The 22,205-nt window shown below is 73.0% G+C and carries 22 protein-coding genes and 1 tRNA gene; 7 read left to right on the top strand and 16 right to left on the bottom strand.

The window, feature by feature from the left end; translation table 11 throughout:
- Positions 1 to 47: 47 nt before the first annotated feature.
- Complete coding sequence (locus K4G59_RS01085; RefSeq protein WP_231248640.1) at positions 48 to 1,100, bottom strand: aldose epimerase family protein; 1,053 nt, start codon at positions 1,098 to 1,100, stop codon at positions 48 to 50.
- A gap of 163 nt (positions 1,101 to 1,263) precedes the next feature.
- Between K4G59_RS01085 and K4G59_RS01080 the strand changes: the two genes are divergently transcribed.
- Together K4G59_RS01080 and K4G59_RS01075 are read left to right on the top strand one after the other, a co-directional pair.
- Positions 1,264 to 1,593 carry a hypothetical protein gene (locus K4G59_RS01080; RefSeq protein WP_231248639.1) on the top strand — a complete coding sequence of 110 codons (330 nt, stop codon included), beginning with the start codon at positions 1,264 to 1,266 and terminating at the stop codon, positions 1,591 to 1,593.
- A 36-nt stretch (positions 1,594 to 1,629) separates the two neighbouring features.
- A complete protein-coding gene (locus tag K4G59_RS01075; protein ID WP_231248638.1) occupies positions 1,630 to 3,051 on the top strand; it encodes a hypothetical protein in 1,422 nt (473 codons plus the stop codon).
- Here K4G59_RS01075 and K4G59_RS01070 read toward each other — a convergent pair.
- From K4G59_RS01070 to zwf, 6 genes are read right to left on the bottom strand one after another with little or no spacing between them, the layout of a single operon-like run.
- Positions 3,030 to 3,170, bottom strand: a complete 141-nt coding sequence (locus K4G59_RS01070; RefSeq protein WP_231248637.1) for a hypothetical protein — start codon at positions 3,168 to 3,170, stop codon at positions 3,030 to 3,032. The two genes, K4G59_RS01075 and K4G59_RS01070, sit on opposite strands and share 22 nt — an antisense overlap.
- Before the next feature lie 17 nt (positions 3,171 to 3,187).
- Complete coding sequence (locus K4G59_RS01065; RefSeq protein WP_231248636.1) at positions 3,188 to 4,201, bottom strand: App1 family protein phosphatidate phosphatase; 1,014 nt, start codon at positions 4,199 to 4,201, stop codon at positions 3,188 to 3,190.
- Between the two features lie 11 nt (positions 4,202 to 4,212).
- Complete coding sequence (locus K4G59_RS01060) at positions 4,213 to 5,217, bottom strand: aldo/keto reductase (RefSeq protein ID WP_231248635.1); 1,005 nt, start codon at positions 5,215 to 5,217, stop codon at positions 4,213 to 4,215.
- 11 nt (positions 5,218 to 5,228) lie between these two features.
- The gene (gene eda / locus K4G59_RS01055) at positions 5,229 to 5,876 is read right to left on the bottom strand and encodes a bifunctional 4-hydroxy-2-oxoglutarate aldolase/2-dehydro-3-deoxy-phosphogluconate aldolase (RefSeq protein ID WP_231248634.1); all 648 of its coding nucleotides are present in this window, start codon (positions 5,874 to 5,876) and stop codon (positions 5,229 to 5,231) included.
- On the bottom strand, positions 5,860 to 7,755 hold the full coding sequence (edd, locus tag K4G59_RS01050) for a phosphogluconate dehydratase (RefSeq protein WP_231248633.1): 1,896 nt from the start codon (positions 7,753 to 7,755) through the stop codon (positions 5,860 to 5,862). Before edd ends, eda begins: the two co-directional genes overlap by 17 nt.
- A complete protein-coding gene (gene zwf / locus K4G59_RS01045; protein ID WP_231248632.1) occupies positions 7,752 to 9,230 on the bottom strand; it encodes a glucose-6-phosphate dehydrogenase in 1,479 nt (492 codons plus the stop codon). Before zwf ends, edd begins: the two co-directional genes overlap by 4 nt.
- Positions 9,231 to 9,322: 92 nt before the next feature.
- Here zwf and K4G59_RS01040 point away from each other — a divergent pair, with 92 nt between their 5' ends.
- Positions 9,323 to 10,528, top strand: coding sequence for an ROK family transcriptional regulator (locus tag K4G59_RS01040; RefSeq protein WP_231248631.1), 1,206 nt, complete (start codon positions 9,323 to 9,325; stop codon positions 10,526 to 10,528).
- Here the strand turns inward: K4G59_RS01040 and K4G59_RS01035 are convergent, their stop codons facing one another.
- Positions 10,529 to 11,542: an NADPH:quinone reductase gene (locus K4G59_RS01035; protein WP_231248630.1), complete on the bottom strand. Its 1,014-nt coding sequence runs from the start codon at positions 11,540 to 11,542 to the stop codon at positions 10,529 to 10,531.
- A 104-nt stretch (positions 11,543 to 11,646) separates the two neighbouring features.
- On the opposite strand from K4G59_RS01035, the gene K4G59_RS01030 reads away from it, so the two are divergent.
- A complete protein-coding gene (locus tag K4G59_RS01030) occupies positions 11,647 to 12,537 on the top strand; it encodes an ABC transporter ATP-binding protein (RefSeq protein WP_231248629.1) in 891 nt (296 codons plus the stop codon).
- Positions 12,534 to 14,150, top strand: coding sequence for an ABC transporter permease (locus K4G59_RS01025; RefSeq protein ID WP_231248628.1), 1,617 nt, complete (start codon positions 12,534 to 12,536; stop codon positions 14,148 to 14,150). The genes K4G59_RS01030 and K4G59_RS01025 overlap by 4 nt, the downstream gene beginning before the upstream one ends.
- On the opposite strand, the gene K4G59_RS01020 is transcribed toward K4G59_RS01025, so the two are convergent.
- From K4G59_RS01020 to K4G59_RS01005, 4 genes are read right to left on the bottom strand one after another with little or no spacing between them, the layout of a single operon-like run.
- Positions 14,120 to 14,644, bottom strand: coding sequence for a flavin reductase family protein (locus K4G59_RS01020; RefSeq protein ID WP_231248627.1), 525 nt, complete (start codon positions 14,642 to 14,644; stop codon positions 14,120 to 14,122). The two genes, K4G59_RS01025 and K4G59_RS01020, sit on opposite strands and share 31 nt — an antisense overlap.
- 53 nt (positions 14,645 to 14,697) lie before the next feature.
- A complete protein-coding gene (locus K4G59_RS01015) occupies positions 14,698 to 15,282 on the bottom strand; it encodes a LutC/YkgG family protein (protein WP_231248626.1) in 585 nt (194 codons plus the stop codon).
- Positions 15,279 to 16,769 carry a lactate utilization protein B gene (locus K4G59_RS01010; RefSeq protein WP_231248625.1) on the bottom strand — a complete coding sequence of 497 codons (1,491 nt, stop codon included), beginning with the start codon at positions 16,767 to 16,769 and terminating at the stop codon, positions 15,279 to 15,281. Before K4G59_RS01010 ends, K4G59_RS01015 begins: the two co-directional genes overlap by 4 nt.
- Complete coding sequence (locus K4G59_RS01005; RefSeq protein WP_372461786.1) at positions 16,766 to 17,593, bottom strand: (Fe-S)-binding protein; 828 nt, start codon at positions 17,591 to 17,593, stop codon at positions 16,766 to 16,768. The genes K4G59_RS01010 and K4G59_RS01005 overlap by 4 nt, the downstream gene beginning before the upstream one ends.
- Between K4G59_RS01005 and K4G59_RS01000 the strand changes: the two genes are divergently transcribed.
- Positions 17,559 to 18,047: a GtrA family protein gene (locus tag K4G59_RS01000; RefSeq protein ID WP_231248623.1), complete on the top strand. Its 489-nt coding sequence runs from the start codon at positions 17,559 to 17,561 to the stop codon at positions 18,045 to 18,047. The genes K4G59_RS01005 and K4G59_RS01000 overlap by 35 nt on opposite strands.
- On the opposite strand, the gene K4G59_RS00995 is transcribed toward K4G59_RS01000, so the two are convergent.
- Positions 18,016 to 18,088 (bottom strand) — tRNA-Thr (locus K4G59_RS00995). The genes K4G59_RS01000 and K4G59_RS00995 overlap by 32 nt on opposite strands.
- Before the next feature lie 138 nt (positions 18,089 to 18,226).
- On the opposite strand from K4G59_RS00995, the gene K4G59_RS00990 reads away from it, so the two are divergent.
- The gene (locus K4G59_RS00990) at positions 18,227 to 18,670 is read left to right on the top strand and encodes an OsmC family protein (RefSeq protein ID WP_231248622.1); all 444 of its coding nucleotides are present in this window, start codon (positions 18,227 to 18,229) and stop codon (positions 18,668 to 18,670) included.
- Positions 18,671 to 18,755: 85 nt separating this feature from the next.
- Here K4G59_RS00990 and K4G59_RS00985 read toward each other — a convergent pair whose 3' ends face one another.
- The 3 genes from K4G59_RS00985 to tmk are packed head-to-tail and all read right to left on the bottom strand — an operon-like array spanning position 18,756 to position 22,107.
- Positions 18,756 to 20,318, bottom strand: a complete 1,563-nt coding sequence (locus K4G59_RS00985; protein WP_231248621.1) for an alpha/beta hydrolase — start codon at positions 20,316 to 20,318, stop codon at positions 18,756 to 18,758.
- Entirely contained in the window at positions 20,315 to 21,472 is a 1,158-nt protein-coding gene (locus K4G59_RS00980; RefSeq protein WP_231248620.1) for a DNA polymerase III subunit delta', read from the bottom strand. The genes K4G59_RS00985 and K4G59_RS00980 overlap by 4 nt, the downstream gene beginning before the upstream one ends.
- Positions 21,469 to 22,107, bottom strand: coding sequence for a dTMP kinase (gene tmk / locus K4G59_RS00975; RefSeq protein WP_231248619.1), 639 nt, complete (start codon positions 22,105 to 22,107; stop codon positions 21,469 to 21,471). Before tmk ends, K4G59_RS00980 begins: the two co-directional genes overlap by 4 nt.
- Between the last annotated feature and the right edge of the window lie 98 nt (positions 22,108 to 22,205).

The following is a 22,205-nucleotide window of genomic DNA, read 5'->3' as shown; positions in this document are numbered from 1 at the left end:
TCGGTCGCGCTCTCCCGCGCACATTGTGACCGCAGATCACAAGATCGTCACTGGGGAGCCACCCCCACGGGGGCGAAGCGCCACTCGAGCACGGCGGCGTACGTCTCACCAGGTTCGAGCGTCGCCGACGGCCACTCCGCGTGGTGCGGGGAGTCAGGGAAGAGCTGTGGCTCGAGCGCGATGCCGTCGCCCTGGCGGTAGCGACCACCGCCGGTGCCGCGTCGCGTGCCGTCGAGGAAGTTGCCGGTGTAGACCTGCAGGCCGGGCTGGTCGGTCCACACCTCGGCGGCCGTGGCGGTGCGCGGCGAGACCAGCCGGGCGGCGCGTCGCAGCCCGCTGCCGCGCAGGACGTAGTTGTGGTCGATGCCGTGCGCGTCGACCACCTGCGGGTGCTCGGCGCGGATCGCCGGTCCGAGCGCGCGCTGCTCGCGCAGGTCGAACGGTGTCCCGGCGACGGCCTGGTGCGCGCCCAGCGGGATGCCGGTGGCGTCGACCGGGGTGTAGTCGTCGGCGTCGACGAGCAGCTCGTGCCCGTCGATCGTCCCGGCACCCTCGCCGTCGAGGTTGAAGTAGGCGTGGTTCGTCAGGTTGACGACCGTGGTGGCGTCGGTGGTCGCGCCCATCTCGACCCGGACGGTGTGGGCGGCGACGGAGTAGCGCACCGTGACGTCCACCGTGCCCGGGAAGCCCTGGTCGCCGTCCGGACTGGTCAGCGTCATGGTCACGGAGTCGTCGGTGTGGTGGACGACGTCCCAGAGGCGCGCGTCGAAGCCGTCGGGGCCGCCGTGCAGGCTGTGGCCGCGGTCGTGGGTGCCGACCTCGACCTCGCAGCCGGCGAGCGGGAAACGGCCGGCGGCGATGCGGTTGGCGTAGCGCCCGACGGTACCGCCGACGTAGTCGCCGCTCGCGAGCCGCTCCTCGACGTCGGGGTGGCCGAGGACCACGTTGCGGCGTACGCCGTCCCCCCCGGTGACGTGGAGCCGGTGGACGGTCGCCCCGAGAGCCAGCACCTCCACCTCCGGCCCCGGCGCGGAGCCGATGGTCAGCAGGCGCACGTCACGCCCGTCGGGGAGCTGGCCGAACACGCGGTCGTGGGTCACGGGCACATCCTCGCGCTCGAGCGGGCCCACGCCAGGCTCGGCGTGCCGTGCGCGGCACGAACACCGTCGAGTTCCTCAGTTTCGGCGATGCCCGTCGGTCGACGACGGAGTAGATCTGGGCGGGCCAGGTCGTCCGGCCTGACGACCATGGGAGGAGCAAGGGATGAAGCGAGCGATGAGCGTGTGCGCCCTCACGGCAGGGCTGGCCCTGGCGGGGGCCGGAGCCGCGAACGCGGGCGAGGTGAACGGCAACGGCGACCCGATCCCGGCGCCCGGCAACGCCTCGTCGGAGTGTGTCTACTCCGGACTGGACACCGATGACAGCATCGAGGGCAACCCGCCGCAGTTCAACGACGACGCCCTGGCCGTGCGCGGCAACCAGAGCCCGGGCGGCGTCGACCGCTACCACGGGGTGCAGAGCTACGGCATCTTCGTGCGGGCCGGCCTGAAGGGCCTCGTGCCGTCCCCCGGTCAGGCGTGCCGCGGCAACTGACCTTGCGAATCGAACGCATGTTCGATAGACTGAGGCATGACCCTCCTCCGCCCGGCACCTGAGCCCCCCGGGGTGACCGATGCCGCATCGGCGGCCCAGGTGCTGGTGCTGGCCACCGACGGACTGCGGGCGCGCCGCCTGGCCGAGGTGGAGGAGCTGCGGCTCGCGATCCGGTGGGCGACGATCCAGGGCCACCCGCGCGACGACCGCGACCCGATGGTCTCCCCTGGCGGCGACGGCACGCCGGAGGTCCGCGAGCACGCGATCCCCGAGCTGGCCATGGCCCGCGAGACGCATCCCGCCACCACGCGGGCGTTGATCGCCGACGGCCTCGACCTCGTCCACCGCCTGCCTCGGACGTGGGAGGTGGTCGAGACGGGCGGGTGCGAGCCGTGGGTGGCTCGGAAGGTCGCCGTGCTTTCACGCGCCCTGCTCGACGACCAGGTCCCCACCGTCGACCGCGCGGTCGCCAGGGCCATCGCCGGGCACGCGCCGTCCACCGTCCTGGAGCTCGCGCGGGCGAAGGTCATCGAAGCCGACCCCGAGACCCACCGCGCCGAGCGCGAGCGCGAGCGCCACCGTCGCCATGTCTCGCTCTCGAGGGCCGACGAGTTCGGCTACCGTCACGTCATCGCCCGAGTGGGCGCCGGTGACGGTGCGTGGATCGACGCCATGGTGGAGCGCGTCGCCGAGATCCTGTCCGCGACGATGGGCCACGACCACAGCCACGACGAGCTCCGCTCGATCGCGATGGGCTGGCTCGCCCGCCCGCTCGACCTGCTCAAGCTGCTGCTCGAGCACACCGACACCACGACCGGCGAGATCCCGGCCTGGGGGTCGGACGACCTCGCCGAGACCGTCGCCCGGATCACGACGATGCCGGCGCGACGCCTCGCGCAGCTGCGCAACCGCGGCCGGCTGTTCGTGCACGTGACCGACGAGGCACTCCGGACCGGCGTCGGCGTCGCCCGCATCGAGGGCGTCGGCCCCATCGACGTACGCCAGCTCCGCGAGGTCCTCGGCCACGCGGACGTCACCGTCACCCCCGTCCTCGACCTCGCGCGCCGCCGTCGCGTCGACGCCTACGAGCACCCCGACACGGTCAAGGACCACGTCTGGGTGCAGACCGGCGGCGACTGCTTCCCCTGGACCCCGCGCAGCGCCACCCGCGACGGCGTCGACTTCGACCACGCCGTCCCCTACGACGACACCGGGCCGCCCGGGCAGACCGGCCCGCACAACTCCGGTCCCCTGCGCCGGCGCCACCACCGCGCCAAGACCCACGGCGGCCTCACCACCCGGGTCGTCGGACCGGGACGACATCTCTGGCGCACGCCCCACCGACAGGCGTTCCTCGTCGACCACACCGGCACCTCGCGGTTGACCGACGACCAGGCCGAGTCGATGGCGCAGGCGATCGACGACGGGGTCGAGCTCTACTTCAGCTGCTTCCAGTGACCCGCTGACACGACCTCGACGTTGCCGTCGACCACCGTGATGGCGGTCTGGTCGTCGACGACGTACGCCGGTCCGCTGGTCGCGGCCGGGCCCGCAGTCCGGGACGAGGTGCGCTTCACGATTCCTCCCCTTCCCGTCAGAGCAGGCCGAGGCCCGCGGCGTGCCGACGCATGGCGTCGGAGTCGGCGGCCAGCACGAACGGCACGTCGGAGGCCCAGGCACCGGACACCTTCTCCACGCGACCGTCGCCCGGGTCGAGCCGCACCTCGCGGATGTAGACCGCGATGATCCGGTCGGGGTACTCGCGCACGATGTCGGCGTAGATCTCGGGATCCTTCTCACCGGAGTCGCCGAGCAGCACGAACCGCAGGTCCGGGTGGAGGTCGAGCACCTCGCGGATGCGCTGGTGCTTCTGCTCCCGCCCGGCGCGGGTGCCGAGCAGGTCGCGCAGCAGCACCGGTCCGACCGGGAAGTCGCGGTGGCGCAGGAAGCCGAGCAGGAAGGAGTGCAGGTTCCACGGACTGGAGGACACGTAGAAGACCGGGTTCACGCCGGCCGCGAGGTCGCGGTAGAGCTCGACCACGCCGGGGAACGCCGTCCGGGTGAGCGAGGACCCGGTGAAGGTCTGGACGACCATCTGCCGCACGCGCTGCACGCCGGTCATCAGGATCGTGTCGTCGACGTCCGAGACGATCCCGAACTGCGCGTTCGCGTCCGGGACGCGCACCTCGATCTGCGCCGTCTGCGGGTGCGTCACCCCGCGGTAGTCGCCGCTGAGCTCGACGACTCCCTCGGTCCACGGGCTCTCGAGCGACTCGGGCTTCGTGGGGAGGCGGAGGAGGAAGTAGCCCTCGCCGTCGGTGACGGTCTCGCGGCTCGTCCCGCCCACGGTGACCCGCAGCGGCACCCCGGGAAGCTCGTTGGTGAGGAAGTTCCCGACCGTACGCCGCACGGCCGCGGCGACGTCCTCGCCCTCCTCGACCTCCTTCTCCGACGGGTTGTCGAGCACCCGTCCGCGCACGATCGTGCCGGCCGGCCCGCCGTGGCCGATGTAGCACTCGATCCTGAAGTTCTCCGGAGTCTTGGGCTCCCGGCCGCGTGCGCCGTCCCACGCACGCTCGGCGGCGACGACCAGGCGGTGGAGGTTCATGGGTCGCCCGCTCACCAGCGCCCGTGCACCTGCTCCCGGATCAACCGGTCGTAGAGCCCGGCCACACCCTCGAGGAACGACGCCGGCAGGTCGCCGACGGACCCGGCGGCCGCGTTGGCGGAGGCCTGGGAGACGTTGCGCGCCCCCGGGATCACCGTGGACACACCGGGCTGCTGCCAGATCCACGCGATGGCGGCCTGCGCCGGCGTGACGTCGGAGAGCCCCGCCTGCGACACCAGCGACGAGAACTCCCGCGCCGCCTCGACACCCGTGGCGTAGTCGACGCCGGAGAAGGTCTCACCGACGTCGAAGGCACTGCCGTCGCGGTTGTAGGTGCGGTGGTCGTCCGCGGCGAAGGTCGTGTCGAGGTCGTACTTGCCCGACAGCAGGCCCGAGGCCAGCGGCACCCGGGCGATGATCCCGACGCCGGCGGCCTCGGCGGCGGGTAGGACCTCGTCGAGCGGCTTCATCCGGAAGGCGTTGAGGATGATCTGGATGCTGGCGACGTTGGGGCGGGCGATCGCGCTGAGCGCCTGGGCGCAGGTCTCGACGCTGACGCCGTAGGAGGCGATGACGCCCTCGTCGACGAGCGTGTCGAGCACGTCGTACGTCGCGTCGTCGTCGATGACCTCACTCGGCGGGCAGTGCAGCTGCACGAGGTCGATGGTGTCGACGCCGAGGTTGGCGCGCGAGCGGTCCAGCCAGGCGCGGAAGTGGGACTCGACGTAGTTGGACCGCACCTGGTCCATCCGCCGGCCCATCTTCGTGGCGACGGTGAATCCGGCGTCGGGGTGGGTCGCGACGAAGCGGCCCACGAGCTGCTCGCTGCGGCCGTCGCCGTAGACGTCGGCGGTGTCGTAGAACGTCACGCCCGCCTCGGCGGACGCCTCGAGGACCGCCATCGCGTCGGCCTCGGTCACGTCGCCCCAGTCGGCGCCGAGCTGCCAGGTGCCGAGTCCGACGACCGAGACCTCGCGGCCGGTCCTGCCCAGGGTGCGGTGCTCCATCGAAGACATGCCAGCGAGTCTCACAGACCGGTGGATGACCTGATCAGCGCGGCCTCGGCCGCGAGCGCGGTGACCCGCTCCCAGTCCCGGGCGGCGAGCGCGTCGGACGGGGTCAGCCAGGAGCCACCGACGCAACCGACGTTGGTGAGGGCGAGGTACGACGGCGCGGTGGCCGCGGTGATCCCGCCGGTCGGGCAGAAGCGGGCCGCCGGCAGCGGCGAGGCGAGGGACCTGAGGTACGCCGCCCCGCCGGACGCCTCGGCGGGGAAGAACTTCATCTCCGTGACGCCGGCCTCGAGCACGGCCATCGCCTCGCAGACAGTGGCGGTGCCGGGCAGGAAGGGGACGCCCGAGCCCGCCATCTCCCGCAGCAGCGTCGGCGTGGTGCCGGGCGAGACGAGGAACTGCGCACCCGCCTCGACCGCGCGCCCCACCAGCGCCGGCGAGGTGACGGTGCCGGCGCCGACGAGGATCTCGGGGACGTCGGCGGCGATGGCGGCGATCGCCTCGAGCGCGACCGGGGTGCGCAGGGTCAGCTCGATGACGGGCAGGCCACCGGTGACGAGTGCGCGCGCGACCGGCACCGCGTGGTCGAGGTCGTCGAGCACGACGACCGGCACCACGGGGACGAGCGAGAGCAGGGACCGGCGATCAGACGTGCTGGGCAAGGGGGGCCTCCTCCGAGGGGGCGGGCAGGGGACGGATCACGCTCGCGCCGGTCTCGGCGGTGCCGACGATGGCGCGGAAGCCGGAGAACAGCTCGCGGCCGGTGCCGGCCCACTCGACGTCGTGGGGCGCGCGGCCGGTGGTCTCGCGGCGGTCGAGGTCGGCGTCGGAGAGGGCGACCTCGAGGAGACCCGTCTCGGCGTCGACGGTCAGCAGGTCGCCGTCGCGGACCCGAGCGATCGGTCCGCCGAGCGCGGCCTCCGGGGTGACGTGGATGGCAGCGGGGACCTTGCCGGAGGCGCCCGACATCCGGCCGTCGGTGACGATGGCGACGCGCTGGCCGCGGTCCTGGAGCACCCCGAGCGCGGGCATCAGCTTGTGCAGCTCGGGCATGCCGTTGGCGGCCGGGCCCTGGTAGCGCACCACGGCGACGAGGTCGCGCCCGTCGAGGCGGCCCTCGGCGAAGGCGGCGAGGAAGTCGGCCTGGTCGTCGAAGACCATCGCCGGCGCGGTGACCACGCGGTGCTCGGGCTTGACCGCGGACGTCTTGACGACGGCGCGACCGAGTCGGCCCGAGAGCATCCGCAGCCCGCCGTCGGGGGCGAAGGGGTCCTCGGCGCCCCGGAGGACGTCAGTGTCGAGCGAGTGCTTCGGGCCCTCCTCCCACGTCACGCCCGCCCTGTCACCGGAGCCGTCGAGGCGTGCCTCGCGCGTGTGGCGCCACAGGCCGCGGCCGGACACGGTGCGCACGTCGTCGTGGAGGTAGCCGTGCTTGAGCAGCGTGTGGACGAGGAACGGCGTACCGCCGGCGGCGACGAAGTGGTTGATGTCGGCGCTGCCGTTGGGATAGATCCGGGTCAGCAGCGGCACCGCGGCCGACAGGTCCGACAGGTCGTCCCAGGTCAGCGAGATGCCGGCCGCCGCGGCGATCGCGACGAGGTGCATCGTGTGGTTGGTCGAGCCGCCGGTGGCGAGCAGCGCCACGCACGCGTTGACGATCGCCTTCTCGTCCACCAGGTGCCCCACGGGCGTGGGCTCGCCGCCGGCCGCCGTGATGGCCACCGCGCGCTCGCCCGCCGCGCGGGTCAGGGCCTCGCGCAGCGGGGTCCCGGGGTTGGCGAAGGTCGCGTCGGGCAGGTGCAGGCCCATGACCTCCATCAGCATCTGGTTGCTGTTGGCGGTGCCGTAGAACGTGCACGTGCCGGCGGAGTGGTAGGACGCCGACTCGGCCTCGAGCAGCTCCTCACGGCCGACCTTGCCCTCGGCGTAGAGCTGGCGCACCCGCGCCTTCTCGCCGTTGGGCAGGCCCGAGGGCATCGGGCCGGCGGGCACGAACACCGTCGGCAGGTGGCCGAAGGAGAGCGCGCCGATCAGCAGGCCCGGCACGATCTTGTCGCAGACGCCGAGCATCATCGCGGCGTCGAACATGTCGTGCGAGAGCGCGACCGCGGTGGACATCGCGATCAGGTCGCGGCTGAAGAGCGAGAGCTCCATGCCGGCGCGGCCCTGGGTGATGCCGTCGCACATCGCGGGCACGCCGCCGGCGAACTGGGCGAGACCGCCGGCGCGGATGATCGACTTCTTCAGCACCTCGGGCACGTCGCGGAAGGGCTGGTGCGCCGACAGCATGTCGTTGTAGGACGACACGATCGCGACGTTGGGCTTGCGACCGGACTTCAGGCCGGACTTCACCGGCTCCTCGGAGGCGGCGAAGCCGTGCGCGAGGTTGGCGCAGGCCAGCGTGCCGCGAGCCGGCCCGGTGCTGGTCGCGGCGTCGACGCGCGCGAGGTACGCCGTACGGGTGCCGGCGCTGCGGCGGACGATGCGGTCGGTGACCTCGGCGACCACGGGGTGGATGCCGGGTGTGCGGGGGGTGCTCATTCTGTCTCCTGCCAGGATCGGCCGTCGCGCTCGAGGAGCGTCGCGGCGGCGACGGGGCCGTTGGTGCCGGCGGGGTAGCGCCGGGGTCGGTGGGTGGGCTGCGACCAGCGGTCGAGGATCGGGGCGACCCACGCCCACGCCGCCTCGACCTCGTCGCGGCGCATGAAGAGGGTCGGGTTGCCGCGCACGACGTCCATCAGCAGCCGCTCGTAGGCGTCCGGCGAGCGGGCACCGAAGGCCGCGGCGTAGCTGAGGTCGAGCGAGACCGGCCGCAGCCGGATGCCGCCGGGTCCCGGCTCCTTCGCGGTCATGTGCAGGCGCATGCCCTCGTCGGGCTGGACCCGGATGTGCAGCCGGTTGGGCTCGGTCGGGCCCTCGCTGTGGGGGAACATCGCGTGCGGCGGCTCCTTGAAGACGACCACGATCTCCGAGACCCGTTCGGGCAGCCGCTTGCCGGTGCGCAGGTAGAACGGCACCCCGGCCCAGCGCCAGTTCTGCACCTCGGTGCGCAGCGCCACGAAGGTCTCGGTGTCCGAGGGCTGCCCCACCTCGTCGACGTACGCCTTGGCGGGCGCGCCGTCGCAGAGCCCGGCGGCGTACTGCCCGGCGACGACGTCGCGGTCGACGAGCTCAGGCGTCATCGGGCGCAGCGCCTGGAGCACCTTGAGCTTCTCGTCGCGCACGGTCTCACGGTCGACGTAGGTCGGCGGCTCCATCGCCACGAGGCAGAGCAGCTGGAGGAGGTGGTTCTGCACCATGTCGCGCAGCGCGCCGGAGCGGTCGTAGTAGGAGCCGCGCTCCCCCACACCCAGCGACTCGGCGGCCGTGATCTGCACGTGGTCGACCCAGTGGCTGTTCCACAGCGGCTCGAGGAAGGTGTTGGCGAAGCGCGTGACGAGCAGGTTCTGCACGCTCTCCTTGCCGAGGTAGTGGTCGATGCGGAAGATGTTGGACTCCTCGAACACCCGGCCGACGGCCTCGTTGACCCGGCGCGCGGTGGCGAGGTCGGAGCCCATCGGCTTCTCCAGCACGACGCGCGAGCGCTCGGTCGCCAGACCCACCTCGTCGAGGTGCTCGCAGATGGTGCCGAAGAGGCCGGGCGCGACGGCGAGGTAGAACACGCGGATCACGTCCTCGCTGGCGGCGCCCTCCTTGAGCCGCGCGTGCAGCAGGTGCCACGCCCCGACGTCCTCGACGTCGAGCTCGACGTGGTGCAGCCGGGCCAGGAGCCGCGCGACCGCCGCCTCGTCGAGGTCCGCGGAGCTGACGTGCTGGGTGAGGGCGTCGCGGACCATCGCGCGGTAGGCGTCGTCGTCGGCGGTGTGGCGCGAGACGCCGATGACGCGGAAGCCGTCGGGGAGCTGGCCGTCGCGGTCGCGGAGGTAGAGGGCGGGCAGCAGCTTGCGCAGCGCGAGGTCGCCGGTGCCACCGAAGACCGTGAAGTCACAGGGCTCGACGGGCGAGGGGATGGCCATGGCGAGGACGGTACGGATCGATTAGGTCCTCGCGCAACAGAACTTCAGTCTTTTCAAGACGTATTTGACGCGGGTGCCACAATCACCGCACCATGCCCAGCTCGTCGACCGCCCCCACCCCCTCCCCGGCGCAGTCCGTCGGCGCGGGCGACGTCCTCGCCCTCATCCGCTCCGGCCGCGCCTCGACCCGCGGGGCGCTCGGCCGGCTCACCGGCCTGTCCCGTACGGCGGTGAGTGCGCGCCTCGACTCGCTCGAGCGTGCCGGCCTCGTGGTCGAGGGGGCGCAGGAGTCCGCCACCGGTGGGCGGCCCGCCAGCACCCTGGTCCTCAACGCGGACGCCGGGCTCGTGCTCGCAATCGCGCTCGGGCGCAGCCGCTCGCAGGTGGCGGTGTGCGACCTGCACGGCACCGTGCTCGCCTCGGTCAGCCACGAGCAGGAGGTCGGAGCCGGCCCCGAGACGGTGATGCCGGTGGTGGTCGACCACCTCCGCGAGATGCTCGCCGACCTCGGACGCGCGGGCTCCGACGTCAAGGGCGTGGGGATGTCACTAGCCGGCGTCGTCGACCCGGCGCACGTGATGAGCGTCGAGTCCCCCGCCCTCGTCGGCTGGGACGGCGTCGACCTCGCGCCCTGGATCCGGCAGGTCACGTCGGCACCGGTCGTCATCGATACCGACTGCAACGTCATGGCGCTCTCGCAGCTGCGGGTGGAACCGACCACCCTGCGCGAGCACGACGACGCCCTCGTCCTCAAGGCCTCGACCGGCATCGGCGTCACCATCGTCGCCGACGGCCGGATCTGGCGCGGGCACCGCGGCGCAGCCGGCCAGCTCGGCCACGTCAAGGTCGCCGCCGGCGTCGGGCTGCCGTGCCGCTGCGGCGACGTCGGCTGCCTGGAGACCGTCGCCGGCGGGTGGGCGCTCGTCGAGCGGCTGCGGGAGAGCGGGCACGAGGTGCACCACGTGCGCGACCTCGTCGCCCAGGCCGTGCAGGGCGACAGCGGCGCCCGCTCGGTCGTGCGCGAGTCGGGTCGTCACATCGGCGAGGCGCTCGCCGCCCTCGTCATCGTCACCAACCCGCGCGTCGTCGCCGTCGGCGGCGACATGGCCGGTGCCTTCGACATGTTCGCCGCCGGCCTGCGCGAGGGGCTGTTCGGCAGCACCACCGCCCTGGCCGGCCGCGACCTGCAGGTCGTGCCCGCCGCGCACGGCGAGGGCGCCGGGCTGGTCGGCTGCGCCCAGCTCGCCCTCGACGCGGTGCTGTCCCCCGCCGCGGTCGACGCGGCGCTCAGAGGCTGATCAGAGGTCGATCAGCACCTTGCCGACCGCGCCGTCCTCGACGGCCGCGTGCGCCTCGGCGGTCCGCTCGAGCGGGTAGTGGTGCAGCGGCAGGCCGTGCTCGTCGCCGACGCCGTACGCCCCGTCGGCGACCGCGGCGTTGACGTCCTCCGCCGCCGCGCGCAGCGCCTCCTGCCCGACGGTGTAGAGCAGCACCCACTGGAAGCGGGCGTTGGTGGAGAAGGTCTCCCGCACGCTGAGCGTGACCTCGTCGCCGCCGTTGTTGGCGTAGATCGCGATCGTGGCGCGCGGCCTGATGACGCCGAGGTCGAGGCGGAGATTCTGCGCCGGGGCCACCTCGACGACGAGGTCGACGCCCCCGGGCGCGAGGTCGCGGATCGCGGTGGCGGTGTCGCCGTCGCGGTAGTTGACCACGTGCTGCGCCCCCGCGGCTCGGGCGAGGACGGCCTTCTCGTCGCTGCTCACCGTGCTGATCACGGTCGCGCCGGCCCAGCGGGCGAGCTGGATCGCGGCGTTGCCGACCGCGCCGGCACCGCCCGCAACCAGCACCGTCGTCCCGGCCAGCGCGCCGGGAGCGAGCCGGTCCGGTCCGTCCTCGGACGTGGTGAGGGCCCGGTGCGCGGTGACCGCGGGGACGCCGAGCGAGGCGCCCAGGTCGTACGACGCCGCGTCGGGCAGCTTCGCGACGTTGGCCACCGGGAGGACCACCAGCTCCTGCGCCGTGCCGCCGGGGCGGGTGTGCTGGGCGAGCATCGTCCAGACCCGGTCGCCGACCGCGAGGTCGGTGACACCTGGGCCGACGGCGTCCACGTCGCCGGCGCCGTCCTGGCCGGGGACGATCTCGGGGAAGGCGAGCTTCCCCATGCCGCCGGCGCGGAACTTCCAGTCGGTCGGGTTGACCCCGGCGCGGACGATCCGCACCCGCACCTCACCGGGTCCGGGCTCGGGGGCCTCGCGCTCGACCAGCTCCAGCACGGAGGAGTCGCCGCTCTCGGTGTAGACCACTGCACGCATCAGGTGTCCTTCCTCGGGGGATCGTCGTTCGAGGGGCCCAACACCGGCGGGCGCCGGACTATGCCTCGGCGTGCGCAGGCATCGGCAGTGCCAGACTCGGTGCCATGGCTGTCATCGAGCTGCACGACATCGTCAAGACCTTCGGCACCACCCACGCGCTCGACCACCTCGACCTCACCGTCGAGCAGGGTGAGGTGCACGGCTTCCTCGGGCCCAACGGCGCCGGCAAGTCCACCACCATCCGGGTCCTGCTCGGACTGCTGAGGGCCGACTCCGGCACGGTGACCATGCTCGGTGGTGACCCCTGGCACGACGCGGCGACGCTGCACCGCCGGCTGGCCTACGTGCCGGGCGATGTGTCTCTGTGGCCGAACCTCACCGGCGGGGAGGTCATCGACGTGCTCGCCCGGATGCGCGGCGGGCTCGACGAGGCGCGCCGCGAGGAGATGCTGGAGCGCTTCGACCTCGACCCGACGAAGAAGGCACGCACCTACTCCAAGGGCAACCGGCAGAAGGTCGCGCTCGTCGCCGCACTGGCCAGCCGCGCCGACCTCTACCTCCTCGACGAGCCGACGTCCGGCCTCGACCCGCTCATGGAGGCCGAGTTCCAGGAGGCGGTCCTCGAGCTCAAGCAGGAGGGCGCCACGATCCTGCTCAGCTCCCACATCCTCGCCGAGGCCGAGGCGCTCGCCGACCGCATCAGCATCATCCGCGCCGGGCGGGTCGTGCAGTCCGGGACGCTGGCCGAGCTGCGCCACCTCACCCGCACCACCGTCATCGCCGAGACCGACCGCCCCGCGACCGGGATCGCCGGGGTGCCGGGCGTCCACGACCCCGAGATCCACGGCAACCGGGTCACCTTCGACGTCGACTCCGACCACCTCGACGCGGCCGTCACCGCGCTCGCCGGGCTCGGCGTACGCTCCCTCGCCGCGCACCCGCCCACGCTGGAGGAGCTCTTCCTGCGCCAGTACGGCGACGAGGTGGACGCATGAGCGCCCACCCGCCCAGCACGTCCGTCACCGGCGTTGGGCACCTCCTGCGCCTGGTCCTGCGCCGCGACCGCGTACGCCTGCCGGTGTGGGTCGTCGGCCTCGGCGGCACCATCGTCGCCAGTGCGCTGGCCGTGCCCCCGCTCTACGACACCCCCGAGAAGATCGCGGGCTACGCCCGGATCGTCGGCACCAGCCCGGTGAGCTACCTGATGGCCGGTCGCCAGGTCGGGCTCGACACCCTCGGCGGCATCGTCGCCAACGAGATCTCCCAGGTCGCCCAGCTCGGCATCTGCCTGATGGTGGTCTTCCTCGTCGTGCGCCACACCCGCGCCGAGGAGGAGTCCGGGCGCGCCGAGCTGCTCCGCTCCACGGTGCTGGGCCGCCACGCGGCCACCCTGGCCGGTCTCGTCTACGGCGTCGCGACCGCGTTGCTCATCGGCGCCGTCACCACCCTCTCGATGCTCGGAGCCGGGCTGGACGCCGGTGGGAGCCTGACGTACGGCACCGGGCTGGCTCTTCTGGGCGTGGCCTACACCGCGGTCACGCTCGTCGCCGTGCAGCTGTCCACCTCGGCCCGCGGAGCACTCGGCCTCGCCGGCGCGGCGGTCGCCGTCGGCTACCTGGTGCGCGGCCTCGGCGCGATGGAGGACAACGCGCTCGTGTGGCTCTCGCCCTTCGGCTGGGCGCAGGGCATGGACGCCTTCGGTGACGAACGCTGGTGGCCCGCGGCGCTCCTGCTCGGGTTCACGGCGCTCCTGCTGGCGGTGGCCGCGCGGCTGATGGCACACCGTGACTTCGGCGGCGGGCTGCTCGCCACCCGGCCCGGTCCGGCACGCGCGGGCCGGTTGCTGGGCACGCCGTTCGGCGTCGCGGCCCGCCTCCAGCGCGGCCTGCTCATCGGCTGGGGCGTCGGGTTGTTCCTGCTGGGCATGCTCTACGGCGCGGTGATCCCGACCGTTCCCGACCTGATCGCCTCCAACCCCGAGGTGGCCGACGTCCTCGGCGCGTCCGGGCGGGCAGCCGAGGACGCTCTCGTGGACGCCTTCCTGGCCTACATCCACCTCTTCATGGCCGTCGTCGCGTGCGGCTTCGTCGTCTCCTCCGTGCTGCGTCTGCGCGCGGAGGAGGAGGCCGGCCGCTCCGAGGTGGTGCTGGCGACGCCGGTCAGCAGGACCAGCTGGATGGCGGCGACCACCGCCCTCGCGCTCGTCGCTGCGGTCAAGCTCACCGTGATCATGGGGCTCGGCCTCGCCGTCGGCTACGGCCTCGGCAGCGGCGAGTGGGACCAGGTCCTTCCCCAGCTCGGCGGCCAGCTGGCCTACCTGCCCGGCACCCTGGTCGTCGGCGCTCTCGCCGCGGCGCTCCACGGCCTGCTCCCCCGCGGGACCGGGCTGGCCTGGGCCGCGGTGGCGCTGATCGCACTCCAGGTCATCCTCGGCCAGCTCCTCGGGCTCCCCGGCGCCGTCCAGGCGATCTCACCGTTCTGGCACCTGGCCGCGGTGCCGGTCGACGACTTCGAGGTCGTGCCGTACGCCGCCCTGCTCCTGCTGGCCGCGGTGCTCGTCGCGGCGGGACTGTGGGGCTACCGCAGGCGGGATGCCGTCGCAGGCTGAGCGAGCTCCCAGTAGTCGCGGTCGTGGTGCACCAGGGGGCGCACGTCCGGGTCCCCGACCACCACCTCGTCGACCTGCATCAGGGCCAGCACCGACGCACCGGCCGGCACCCGGTTCGTCACCCGGCCGTGCAGCTGGCTCGCCGCCCCGGTGAGCGCCAGCCGCCCGTCGGGCAGGACGTCCCACCCCAGCGCCGCGTCGAACGCACCCGGCCCCGGCCTGGCGAGTGCGGTCGCGACCGGTCGCTGCGCCGCGCTGAGGACGTACACGCCCACCCGCGCACCGTCCGCGAGCGCGAGCGCGAGACGGCTGGAGCTCGCTGCGGAGAACGAGACGATCGCGGGGTCCGCGCTGACCGACGCCACGCTCGTCATCGTCGCGCCGACGGGGCCGGCCTCGTCGTGCACGACCACCACGCACACGCCCGCGGCGTGCCGACGGAAGGCGCGCTTGAAGAGCTCGGCCTGTGCTGGAGCGATGGCGGGACGGTGCATGACACGACCGTACGAGGTCACGTGCACTTCAGCGCCAGCGGTCGTGGCACACCTCACCCCACGAGGACGACGTGGAACGTCCGCGGGCCGTGGACTCCCTCGACCCGGTCGAGCTCGATGTCGCTGGTGGCGGACGGGCCGCTGATCCACGTGAGAGGTCGGGCGGGGTCGAGCAGGGCGATCGCGTCGGGCACGTCGTCGACGACCTGGCTCGCGTCGACGACGCACACGTGCAGGTCGGGGACGAGGGTGATCGCGCGCCGACCCTGGTCGGGCTGGTGGTCGAGGACGACGGTGCCGGTCTCGGCGATGCCGACGGCCGCGCGGGTCACGACGGCGTCGTACGCGTCGAGCTCGGTGGCGGTGAAGTCCTCGTCGACCACGGTGCCGGGGAGGTCGAGCCCGAGGGCCGGGGGCACCACGGCGCGGGCCGACCCGAGCACACCGCGGACCACCTGCTCCACCTCGCCGGGAGCGCAGCGGGTGACCACGGCGCGGTAGTCCTCGACGCGCTCGACGAAGAGCGTGACCAGGTCGCCGCGGTCGGGGGCTCGCGGTGCGGGTGGCACGTCGACCGCCGGGGAGACGTCGGCCAGCGCCTGGCGTACGCCCCGCAGGATGTCGTCGCGCGCGCTCATCGGACTCCCCCGTCGCGTCCGCCGTCCGTGCGGTCCCACCAGTCCCGGAACGACTCCTCCGGCGGCGCTGGCAGGTCCCGGGCGCCGGTCCAGCCGGCGGCGGGCCCGGGCAGCCGACCGGCTGCCGGGCGTCCCCCCGGGAGGGTCGTGCGGGAGAACCGGCCGAAGACCCGGCCGGCGAGGCCGGAGGCGCGCTCGACCCACGCGAGCCTGCGCGAGTCGGAGAACGCCCAGGCGGCGGCCTTCATTGCGACCGCCTCGGCCTTGGGGACCCGGTCGGCGCGGTGGGAGTCGACGACCGCGGCGCGCTGGTCGACCAGCACCGACGGGATGTCGATGCGCACCGGGCAGACCTCGAAGCACGCCCCGCACAGCGAGGAGGCGTACGGCAGCGACGCGGTCTGCTCGTCGGAGACGCCGTTCATGAGCGGGTTGAGGATCGCGCCGATCGGACCGGGGTAGACCGAGCCGTAGGCGTGGCCACCGACCCGCTCGTAGACCGGGCACACGTTGAGGCACGCCGAGCAGCGGATGCAGCGCAGCGCCTGGCGGCCGACGTCGTCGGCCAGCGCGCGGGTGCGCCCGTTGTCGAGCAGCACGACGTGGACCTCCTGCGGACCGTCGCCGGGGGTCACGCCGGACCAGGTGGAGGTGTAGGGGTTCATCCGCTCGCCGGTCGACGAGCGCGGCAGCAGCCGCAGCAGTGGGTCGAGGTCGGCCCAGGTGGCGACGACCTTCTCGATGCCGACCACGCTGACCAGCACCTCGGGCAGCGTCAGGCACATCCGTCCGTTGCCCTCGGACTCGACCACCACGAGGGTGCCGGTGTCGGCGACGGCGAAGTTCGCGCCGGACACGGCGACCTTCGCGCGGAGGAACTTCTCGCGCAGGTGAGCGCGGGCGGCGGCGGCCAGGACCGCCGGCTCGTCGGTCAGCTCAGCCGGGGCGGGACGGCCCACGTCGCCCATCCGGCGCAGGAAGAGCTCGCGGATCTCCGCGCGGTTGCGGTGGATCGCCGGCACCAGGATGTGGGAGGGCAGGTCGTCGCCGAGCTGCACGATGAGCTCGGCCAGGTCGGTCTCCCAGGCCGCGATGCCCTCGGTCTCGAGCGCCTCGTTGAGGCCGATCTCGGCGGTGGCCATCGACTTCACCTTGACCACCTCGTCGGCGCCGTGGGCCTTGGCCACCGCGGCGACGATCGCGCACGCCTCCTCGGCGTCACGGTCCCAGTGGACGGTCGCGCCGGCACGGACCAGCGACGCCTCCAAGGTCTCGAGGTGGGTGGCCAGGTCGCGCAGCGCGGCCTCCTTCACCCCGGCCCCGGCGAGCCGCAGCTCCTCCCAGTCCTCGACCTCCGCCACGACCTTCGCGCGCTTGTCGCGGATCACGTGGGTCGCGTGGGCCAGGTTGCGGCGCAGCTGCGTGTCGCCGAGCGCCTCGCGCGCCGCGGCCGGGAAGGCCGGCATCCCGACGAAGGTGCCCGTCATCCCAGCTCCCCCTCGGTGTCCTCGGTCGAGGCCAGCACCTCGGCCAGGTGCATCACACGTACGCCGGCACGCTGGCGCGAGAGCATGCCGCCCACGTGCATCAGGCAGGAGCTGTCGCCCGCGACCAGCACCTCGGCGCCGGTGTCGCGCACGTGGCGCGCCTTGTCGGCGCCCATCGCGATCGAGGTGTCCGCGTTCTTCAGCGCGAACGTGCCGCCGAAGCCGCAGCACTCGCTCGCGTGCGGCAGGTCGACCAGCTCGATCCCGCGCACCGCCTCGAGCAGCCGCGTCGGACGGTCGCCGACGCCGAGCATCCGCAGGCTGTGGCAGGTCGGGTGGTAGGTCGTCCGGTGCGGGAAGTAGGCCCCGACGTCGGTCACCCCCAGCACGTCGACGAGGAACTCCGACAGCTCGTACGTCCGCGGTCCGGTCCCGGCGACCGCGGCGGCCAGCGCCGGGTCGCCCGAGCGCTCGGCCACGATCGAGTGCTGGTGCCGCGCGGAGCCCGCGCACGAGCCCGACGGCGTGACGATCGCGTCGTAGCCGGCGAACGCGTCGACGAAGCGGCGTACGACCGGCACGGCCTCGTCGAGGTAGCCGGTGTTGACCATCGGCTGACCGCAGCACGTCTGCGCCCGCGGGAAGTCGACCTCGACGCCGAGACGGCGCAGCAGCCTCACGACGGCCTTCCCCGTGTCGGGGAACATGGCGTCGTTGACGCAGGTGATCTGGAGGGCGACCCTCACGCCTCGGCATCCTGCCACGGACGACTCCGAGTAGCCTCGCGCCATGGGCCGGGTCGATGTCGCGCGGTGGAGGGCGATCCTCGTCCAGCTGGTCGTCTTCGCGTGCGTCGGCGGTGCGTTCAACGTGCTCTACGGCCTGCTCTACGTCCTGCTGCGGGCAGAGCTCAGCGCCCAGCCGGCGAACGCGATCGCCCTGGTGCTGTCGACCATCGCCGGCACCTTCGGGCACCGCCGGATCACCTTCGGCGTCCGCGGCACCGAGCGGACCGCGAGACACCAGGCGCTGGGCCTGGCGCTGCTGGGCTTCAGCCTCGCCGTCACTGCCGGATCACTGTGGCTGCTGGGGGCCCTGGTCGACGCGCCGTCGCGCACGCAGGAGGTGGCGGTGCTCGTCGCGGCCAACCTCAGCACGGGCCTCGTCCGGTTCTTCGTGTTCCGGATGGTCATGGTGGGTCGGAACAGGAGACGCCCCCAGGGTCTCGGGTCCCCGGGGGCGTCAGAGCCGCCTGTCGGAATCGAACCGACGACCTAGTCATTACGAGTGACTCGCTCTACCGACTGAGCTAAGGCGGCGTGGTCCGCCGAGGAGTGCTCGGTGGACCGCGGGCGAGTATACGGAGCGGGCGCCCCGGGACTGAAATCAGCCCCGCTCGCCCATGGACGGCCGGGCTAGGGTCGAGTCGTCCGTAGAACTTTCAACGAGGAGGATCCATGCCCACTCGCTCCGCACGCACTGCCTGGAACGGCGGACTGCAGGACGGCTCCGGCCAGGTCGAGCTGACCAGCTCCGGCGTCGGGACGTACGACGTCTCGTTCCCCAAGCGCGCCGCCGAGGAGGCCGGAGGCACCACCAGCCCCGAGGAGCTCGTGGCTGCCGCCCACTCCTCGTGCTACGCCATGCAGCTCTCGGCGCTCATCGCCGAGGCCGGTGGCACTCCGCAGTCCCTCGAGGTCACCGCCGACGTCGAGCTCGGTGAGGACAAGGACGCTGGCGGCTTCAAGCTCACCGGCATCACCCTCACCGTCCGCGGCGAGGTCGACGGACTCGACGAGGCAGGCTTCAAGGACGCGGCCGAGAAGGCCAAGCAGAGCTGCCCGATCAGCAAGGCGCTCACGGGCGTCGACATCACGCTCGACGCGGCGCTCGAGGGCTGACCACCGGCCCCTCTCTGCGTCATGCGGACCTGCACCCATGGGTGCGGGTCCGTATGACGTTCGAGGGGTCCGGCGAGAGAGCCGCTCAGCAGGTCGTGCCGTCGGCCGGCACGTCGCCCGCCAGGAGGTAGTCCTCGACAAGGGTGTCGATGCACTCGTTGCCGGCGTTGTAGGCGGTGTGGCCGTCGCCGTCGCGCTCGACGAGCACGCCGGAGTCGAGCTGGCCGGCGAGGGTGCGCGCCCACTTGAGCGGCGTCGCGGGGTCGCGGCTGGTGCCGAGCACGACGATCGGCGCCGCACCCTCCCCGCGGATCGTCAGCGGCTCCTCGCTCGAGGTCACCGCGATGCCGCGACAGCTCGTCATCCCCCAGGCGAAGACCCGCCCGAAGGTCGGCGAGGCCTCCTCGAAGACCTCGAACAGCGCCGGCACCTTGCCGAACGGCACCGACGTGGGGTCGTCGAGGCAGTTGATGGCGTAGTTGGCCTCGATCGAGTTGTCGACATAGGTGCCGTCGGCGTTGCGCGAGGCGTACGCGTCGGCGAGCTGCATCAGCGCCGACCCCTTGCCCTCCAGCGCCGATGCCAGCGCGGTGCTGAGCAGGAACCAGTAGTCGCGGTTGTAGAGCGGCGTGATGATGCCGTAGAACGCGTTGCCGACCGTCAGCTCTCGCTCGCCCGCCGGGAGCGGCTTCTCGTCGATCGTGTCGAGCAGGCCGCTGATCGTGGCAAGACCCTCCTCGACGCTGTCGCCGAGGAAGCAGTTGTCGGTGGAGTCGAGGCAGTTCTGCACGTAGGCGCGCAGCGCGGTCTCGAAGCCCTCGGCCTGGTCGAGCGAGAGAGACTGCGGGTCGAGCGCCACGTCGACGGCGCCGTCGAGCACGAACCGCCCGACCTGCTCGGGGAACAGCTCGGCGTAGGTCGCACCGAGCTTGGTGCCGTAGGACGCGCCGAAGTAGGTCAGCGTCTCCTCCCCCAGCGCCGAGCGGAGCACGTCCATGTCGCGCGCGGCCTCGGTGGTGGTCACGTGCCCGACGACCGGGCCGGAGTTCTCGACGCACTTGTCGCCGTAGGACAGCACGCCCTCCCGGTAGGCGGCCTGCTCCTCGGGGGTGTCCGGGGTCGGGTCGCCGGCGAGGGAGGCGTTGAGCGCCTCGTCGCTGAGGCAGTCGACCGGCGCCGAGCGGCCCACCCCGCGGGGGTCGAAGCCGACGACGTCGAAGCCCTGGAGCAGTGGCTCGCGGAAGACCTGACCGGCAGCAGCGGCGTACGACGTCCCGCGGGCGCCGGGACCGCCGGGGTTCACCACCATCGAGCCGACGCGCTCGCCGCTGGCGGGCACGCGCAGCAGCGCGAGGTCGATCGCCTCCCCCTGCGGCTCGGAGTAGTCGACGGGCACGGTGAGGAGGCCGCAGTCGTGCTCGTCGTTGGTCTCGCACGGCTGCCAGTCGATGCGCTGGGAGTAGAGGTCGGCGAGGTCCGGCGCAGGCGCCTCGGTGACCGACGCGGGCGGTGGCGTGGTCGGCGAGGGTGTCGGGCGAGCGGTCGGGCCGCTGTCGTCGGGCAGCGCACCGCGGATCGCCAGACCCACGGCGGCGAAGGTGGTGACCGCCAGGACCAGCACGGCGATCACGGCGACGACCCGCTTCACCGACGACCTGCCGGCAGTCGCAGCGCGACCATCATCGACTCGAGGGCCAGCTGTGGGGGCACGTTGAACTCCAGCATCTGCTCGCGGGCGGTGAAGATCGCGTCGATCATGCGCAGCAGCTCCTCGGACGTCGCGGCACGTGCGAGGGTCTCGACGTCGCCACGCAGCTCCTCGTTGACCAGCATGCCCGGGGCGCCCATCGACAGCGCGATCGCGTCGCGGTAGACCGAGACGAGGTCCATCAGCGCCCGGTCGATCACGTCGAGCACGCGGCGCTTGGCCTTCTGCTTCTGCAGCTTCTCCAGCGAGGAGAGGGCCGCGCGGTAGGAGCGGCTGGCGAGGTCCTTGCGCTCGCTGCCGAAGATCGACTGGAGGTCCTTGAGCTCGCGCTGCTCGGTCTCGGCGGTGATCGCCTCGGTCTCCACCTTGGCCAGCTCGTTGAGGTGGGTGGCCGCGGTCATGCAGCTCCCGATGCCGGTCAGCCGGGCGGGCAGCGACACGATCTCGCGGCGCCGGCTCCGGGTGCCCTCGTCGACGCAGAGGGCGCGGGCGCGACCGATGTGGCCCTGGCTGGCGCGGGCGGCGAACGACGCGACGGTGGCGTCGATCCCGGAGCGGACGAGGAAGTCGGTGATCTGCTCCCCGGTCGGGGTGGCGAGGGTGACGTGGCGCGAGCGCGAGGCGATCGTGGGCAGCACGTCGGCGCGGGTCGGCGCGCACAGCAGCCAGACCGTGCGCGGCGTGGGCTCCTCGATCGCCTTGAGGAGGGCGTTGCCGGTGCGCGGGTTCTCGGGCGTGCCGAGGCGGTCGGCGTCCTCGATGACCACGATCTGCCAGCGACCCACCGACGGGAACTTCGCCGCCGCCTGCACGAGGTCGCGCATGTCGTCGACGTAGAGCACGGACGTCTCCGAGCGCACCCACTTGATGTCGGGGTGGGAGCCGCTGATGCCGAGACGGCACGGCTCGCACTCACCGCACCCGGTGCGGGTCTCGCACTGCAGCGCCGCGGCGAAGGCCCGCGCGACGTTGGACCGGCCCGAGCCGGGCGGGCCGGTGAAGAGCCAGGCGTGGGTCATCCCCTCACCCGCGGCCGCGTGGCGGAGCGTGTCGAGGACGGCGCGCTGGCCGACCAGGTCGTCCCAGACGCTCATCGCGTCCCCAGCAGGGGCGAGATGCGCTCCTGGATCGCGGCGGCGATCTCCTCGACCGGGGCGCGGGCGTCGAGGACGACGTAGTGGTCGGGGTCGGCGGCCGCGAGGTCGAGGAAGCCCTGCCGGACCCGCTCGTGGAACTCCAGCGACTGGCCCTCGATCCGGTCGCGCCCGTCGAAGCGGCCCAGGCCGGCCTCCGGCGCGAGGTCGAGGACGACGGTCAGGTGCGGGCGCAGGTCGTGGGTGGCCCAGCGGGCGACCGCCTCCACCTCGGCGACGTCGAGCGTCCGGCCCGCGCCCTGGTAGGCCAGGGTCGAGTCGACGTAGCGGTCGGTGATGACGACCTCGCCGCGCTCCAGCGCGGGCAGCACGACGTGGTCGACGTGCTCGGCCTTGTCGGCGGCGTAGAGCAGCGCCTCCGTGCGGTCGGACAGGTCACCGGTGGCGGGGTCGAGGACGATCCGCCGCAGCTCCTTGCCGACCGGGGTGTCGCCCGGCTCGAAGGTGAGCAGCACCGTCTCGCCGCGCGCGACCAGCCAGTCGTGGAGCAGCCGGGACTGGGTCGACTTGCCGGCCCCCTCGCCGCCCTCGAAGCAGACGAAGAGCCCGGTCTCCGACACCACGCCAGCGCTCACGTGGCACACCCTACGGGCGGGCGCCCACACCCGCCGCGGCGCCGATGCCCAGACCCGCAGACGCGCAGGCATTGGTGAGCCCACGACCGCGCCGCCCC

This window comes from Nocardioides furvisabuli, from assembly GCF_021083185.1.
GTDB lineage: Bacteria > Actinomycetota > Actinomycetes > Propionibacteriales > Nocardioidaceae > Nocardioides > Nocardioides furvisabuli.
Note: the sequence above shows the minus strand (reverse complement) of the source record. Positions and strands in the feature narration are given on the sequence as shown.

Coding starts and splice junctions, on each gene's coding strand:
- K4G59_RS01080 (WP_231248639.1), top strand. CDS start 1,264: ATGAAGCGAGCGATGAGCGTGTGCGCCCTCACGGCAGGGCTGGCCCTG.
- K4G59_RS01075 (WP_231248638.1), top strand. CDS start 1,630: ATGACCCTCCTCCGCCCGGCACCTGAGCCCCCCGGGGTGACCGATGCC.
- K4G59_RS01065 (WP_231248636.1), bottom strand. CDS start 4,201: ATGAACCTCCACCGCCTGGTCGTCGCCGCCGAGCGTGCGTGGGACGGC.
- K4G59_RS01060 (WP_231248635.1), bottom strand. CDS start 5,217: ATGTCTTCGATGGAGCACCGCACCCTGGGCAGGACCGGCCGCGAGGTC.
- edd (WP_231248633.1), bottom strand. CDS start 7,755: ATGAGCACCCCCCGCACACCCGGCATCCACCCCGTGGTCGCCGAGGTC.
- zwf (WP_231248632.1), bottom strand. CDS start 9,230: ATGGCCATCCCCTCGCCCGTCGAGCCCTGTGACTTCACGGTCTTCGGT.
- K4G59_RS01040 (WP_231248631.1), top strand. CDS start 9,323: ATGCCCAGCTCGTCGACCGCCCCCACCCCCTCCCCGGCGCAGTCCGTC.
- K4G59_RS01035 (WP_231248630.1), bottom strand. CDS start 11,542: ATGCGTGCAGTGGTCTACACCGAGAGCGGCGACTCCTCCGTGCTGGAG.
- K4G59_RS01030 (WP_231248629.1), top strand. CDS start 11,647: ATGGCTGTCATCGAGCTGCACGACATCGTCAAGACCTTCGGCACCACC.
- K4G59_RS01025 (WP_231248628.1), top strand. CDS start 12,534: ATGAGCGCCCACCCGCCCAGCACGTCCGTCACCGGCGTTGGGCACCTC.
- K4G59_RS01020 (WP_231248627.1), bottom strand. CDS start 14,644: ATGCACCGTCCCGCCATCGCTCCAGCACAGGCCGAGCTCTTCAAGCGC.
- K4G59_RS01015 (WP_231248626.1), bottom strand. CDS start 15,282: ATGAGCGCGCGCGACGACATCCTGCGGGGCGTACGCCAGGCGCTGGCC.
- K4G59_RS01010 (WP_231248625.1), bottom strand. CDS start 16,769: ATGACGGGCACCTTCGTCGGGATGCCGGCCTTCCCGGCCGCGGCGCGC.
- K4G59_RS01000 (WP_231248623.1), top strand. CDS start 17,559: ATGGGCCGGGTCGATGTCGCGCGGTGGAGGGCGATCCTCGTCCAGCTG.
- K4G59_RS00990 (WP_231248622.1), top strand. CDS start 18,227: ATGCCCACTCGCTCCGCACGCACTGCCTGGAACGGCGGACTGCAGGAC.
- K4G59_RS00980 (WP_231248620.1), bottom strand. CDS start 21,472: ATGAGCGTCTGGGACGACCTGGTCGGCCAGCGCGCCGTCCTCGACACG.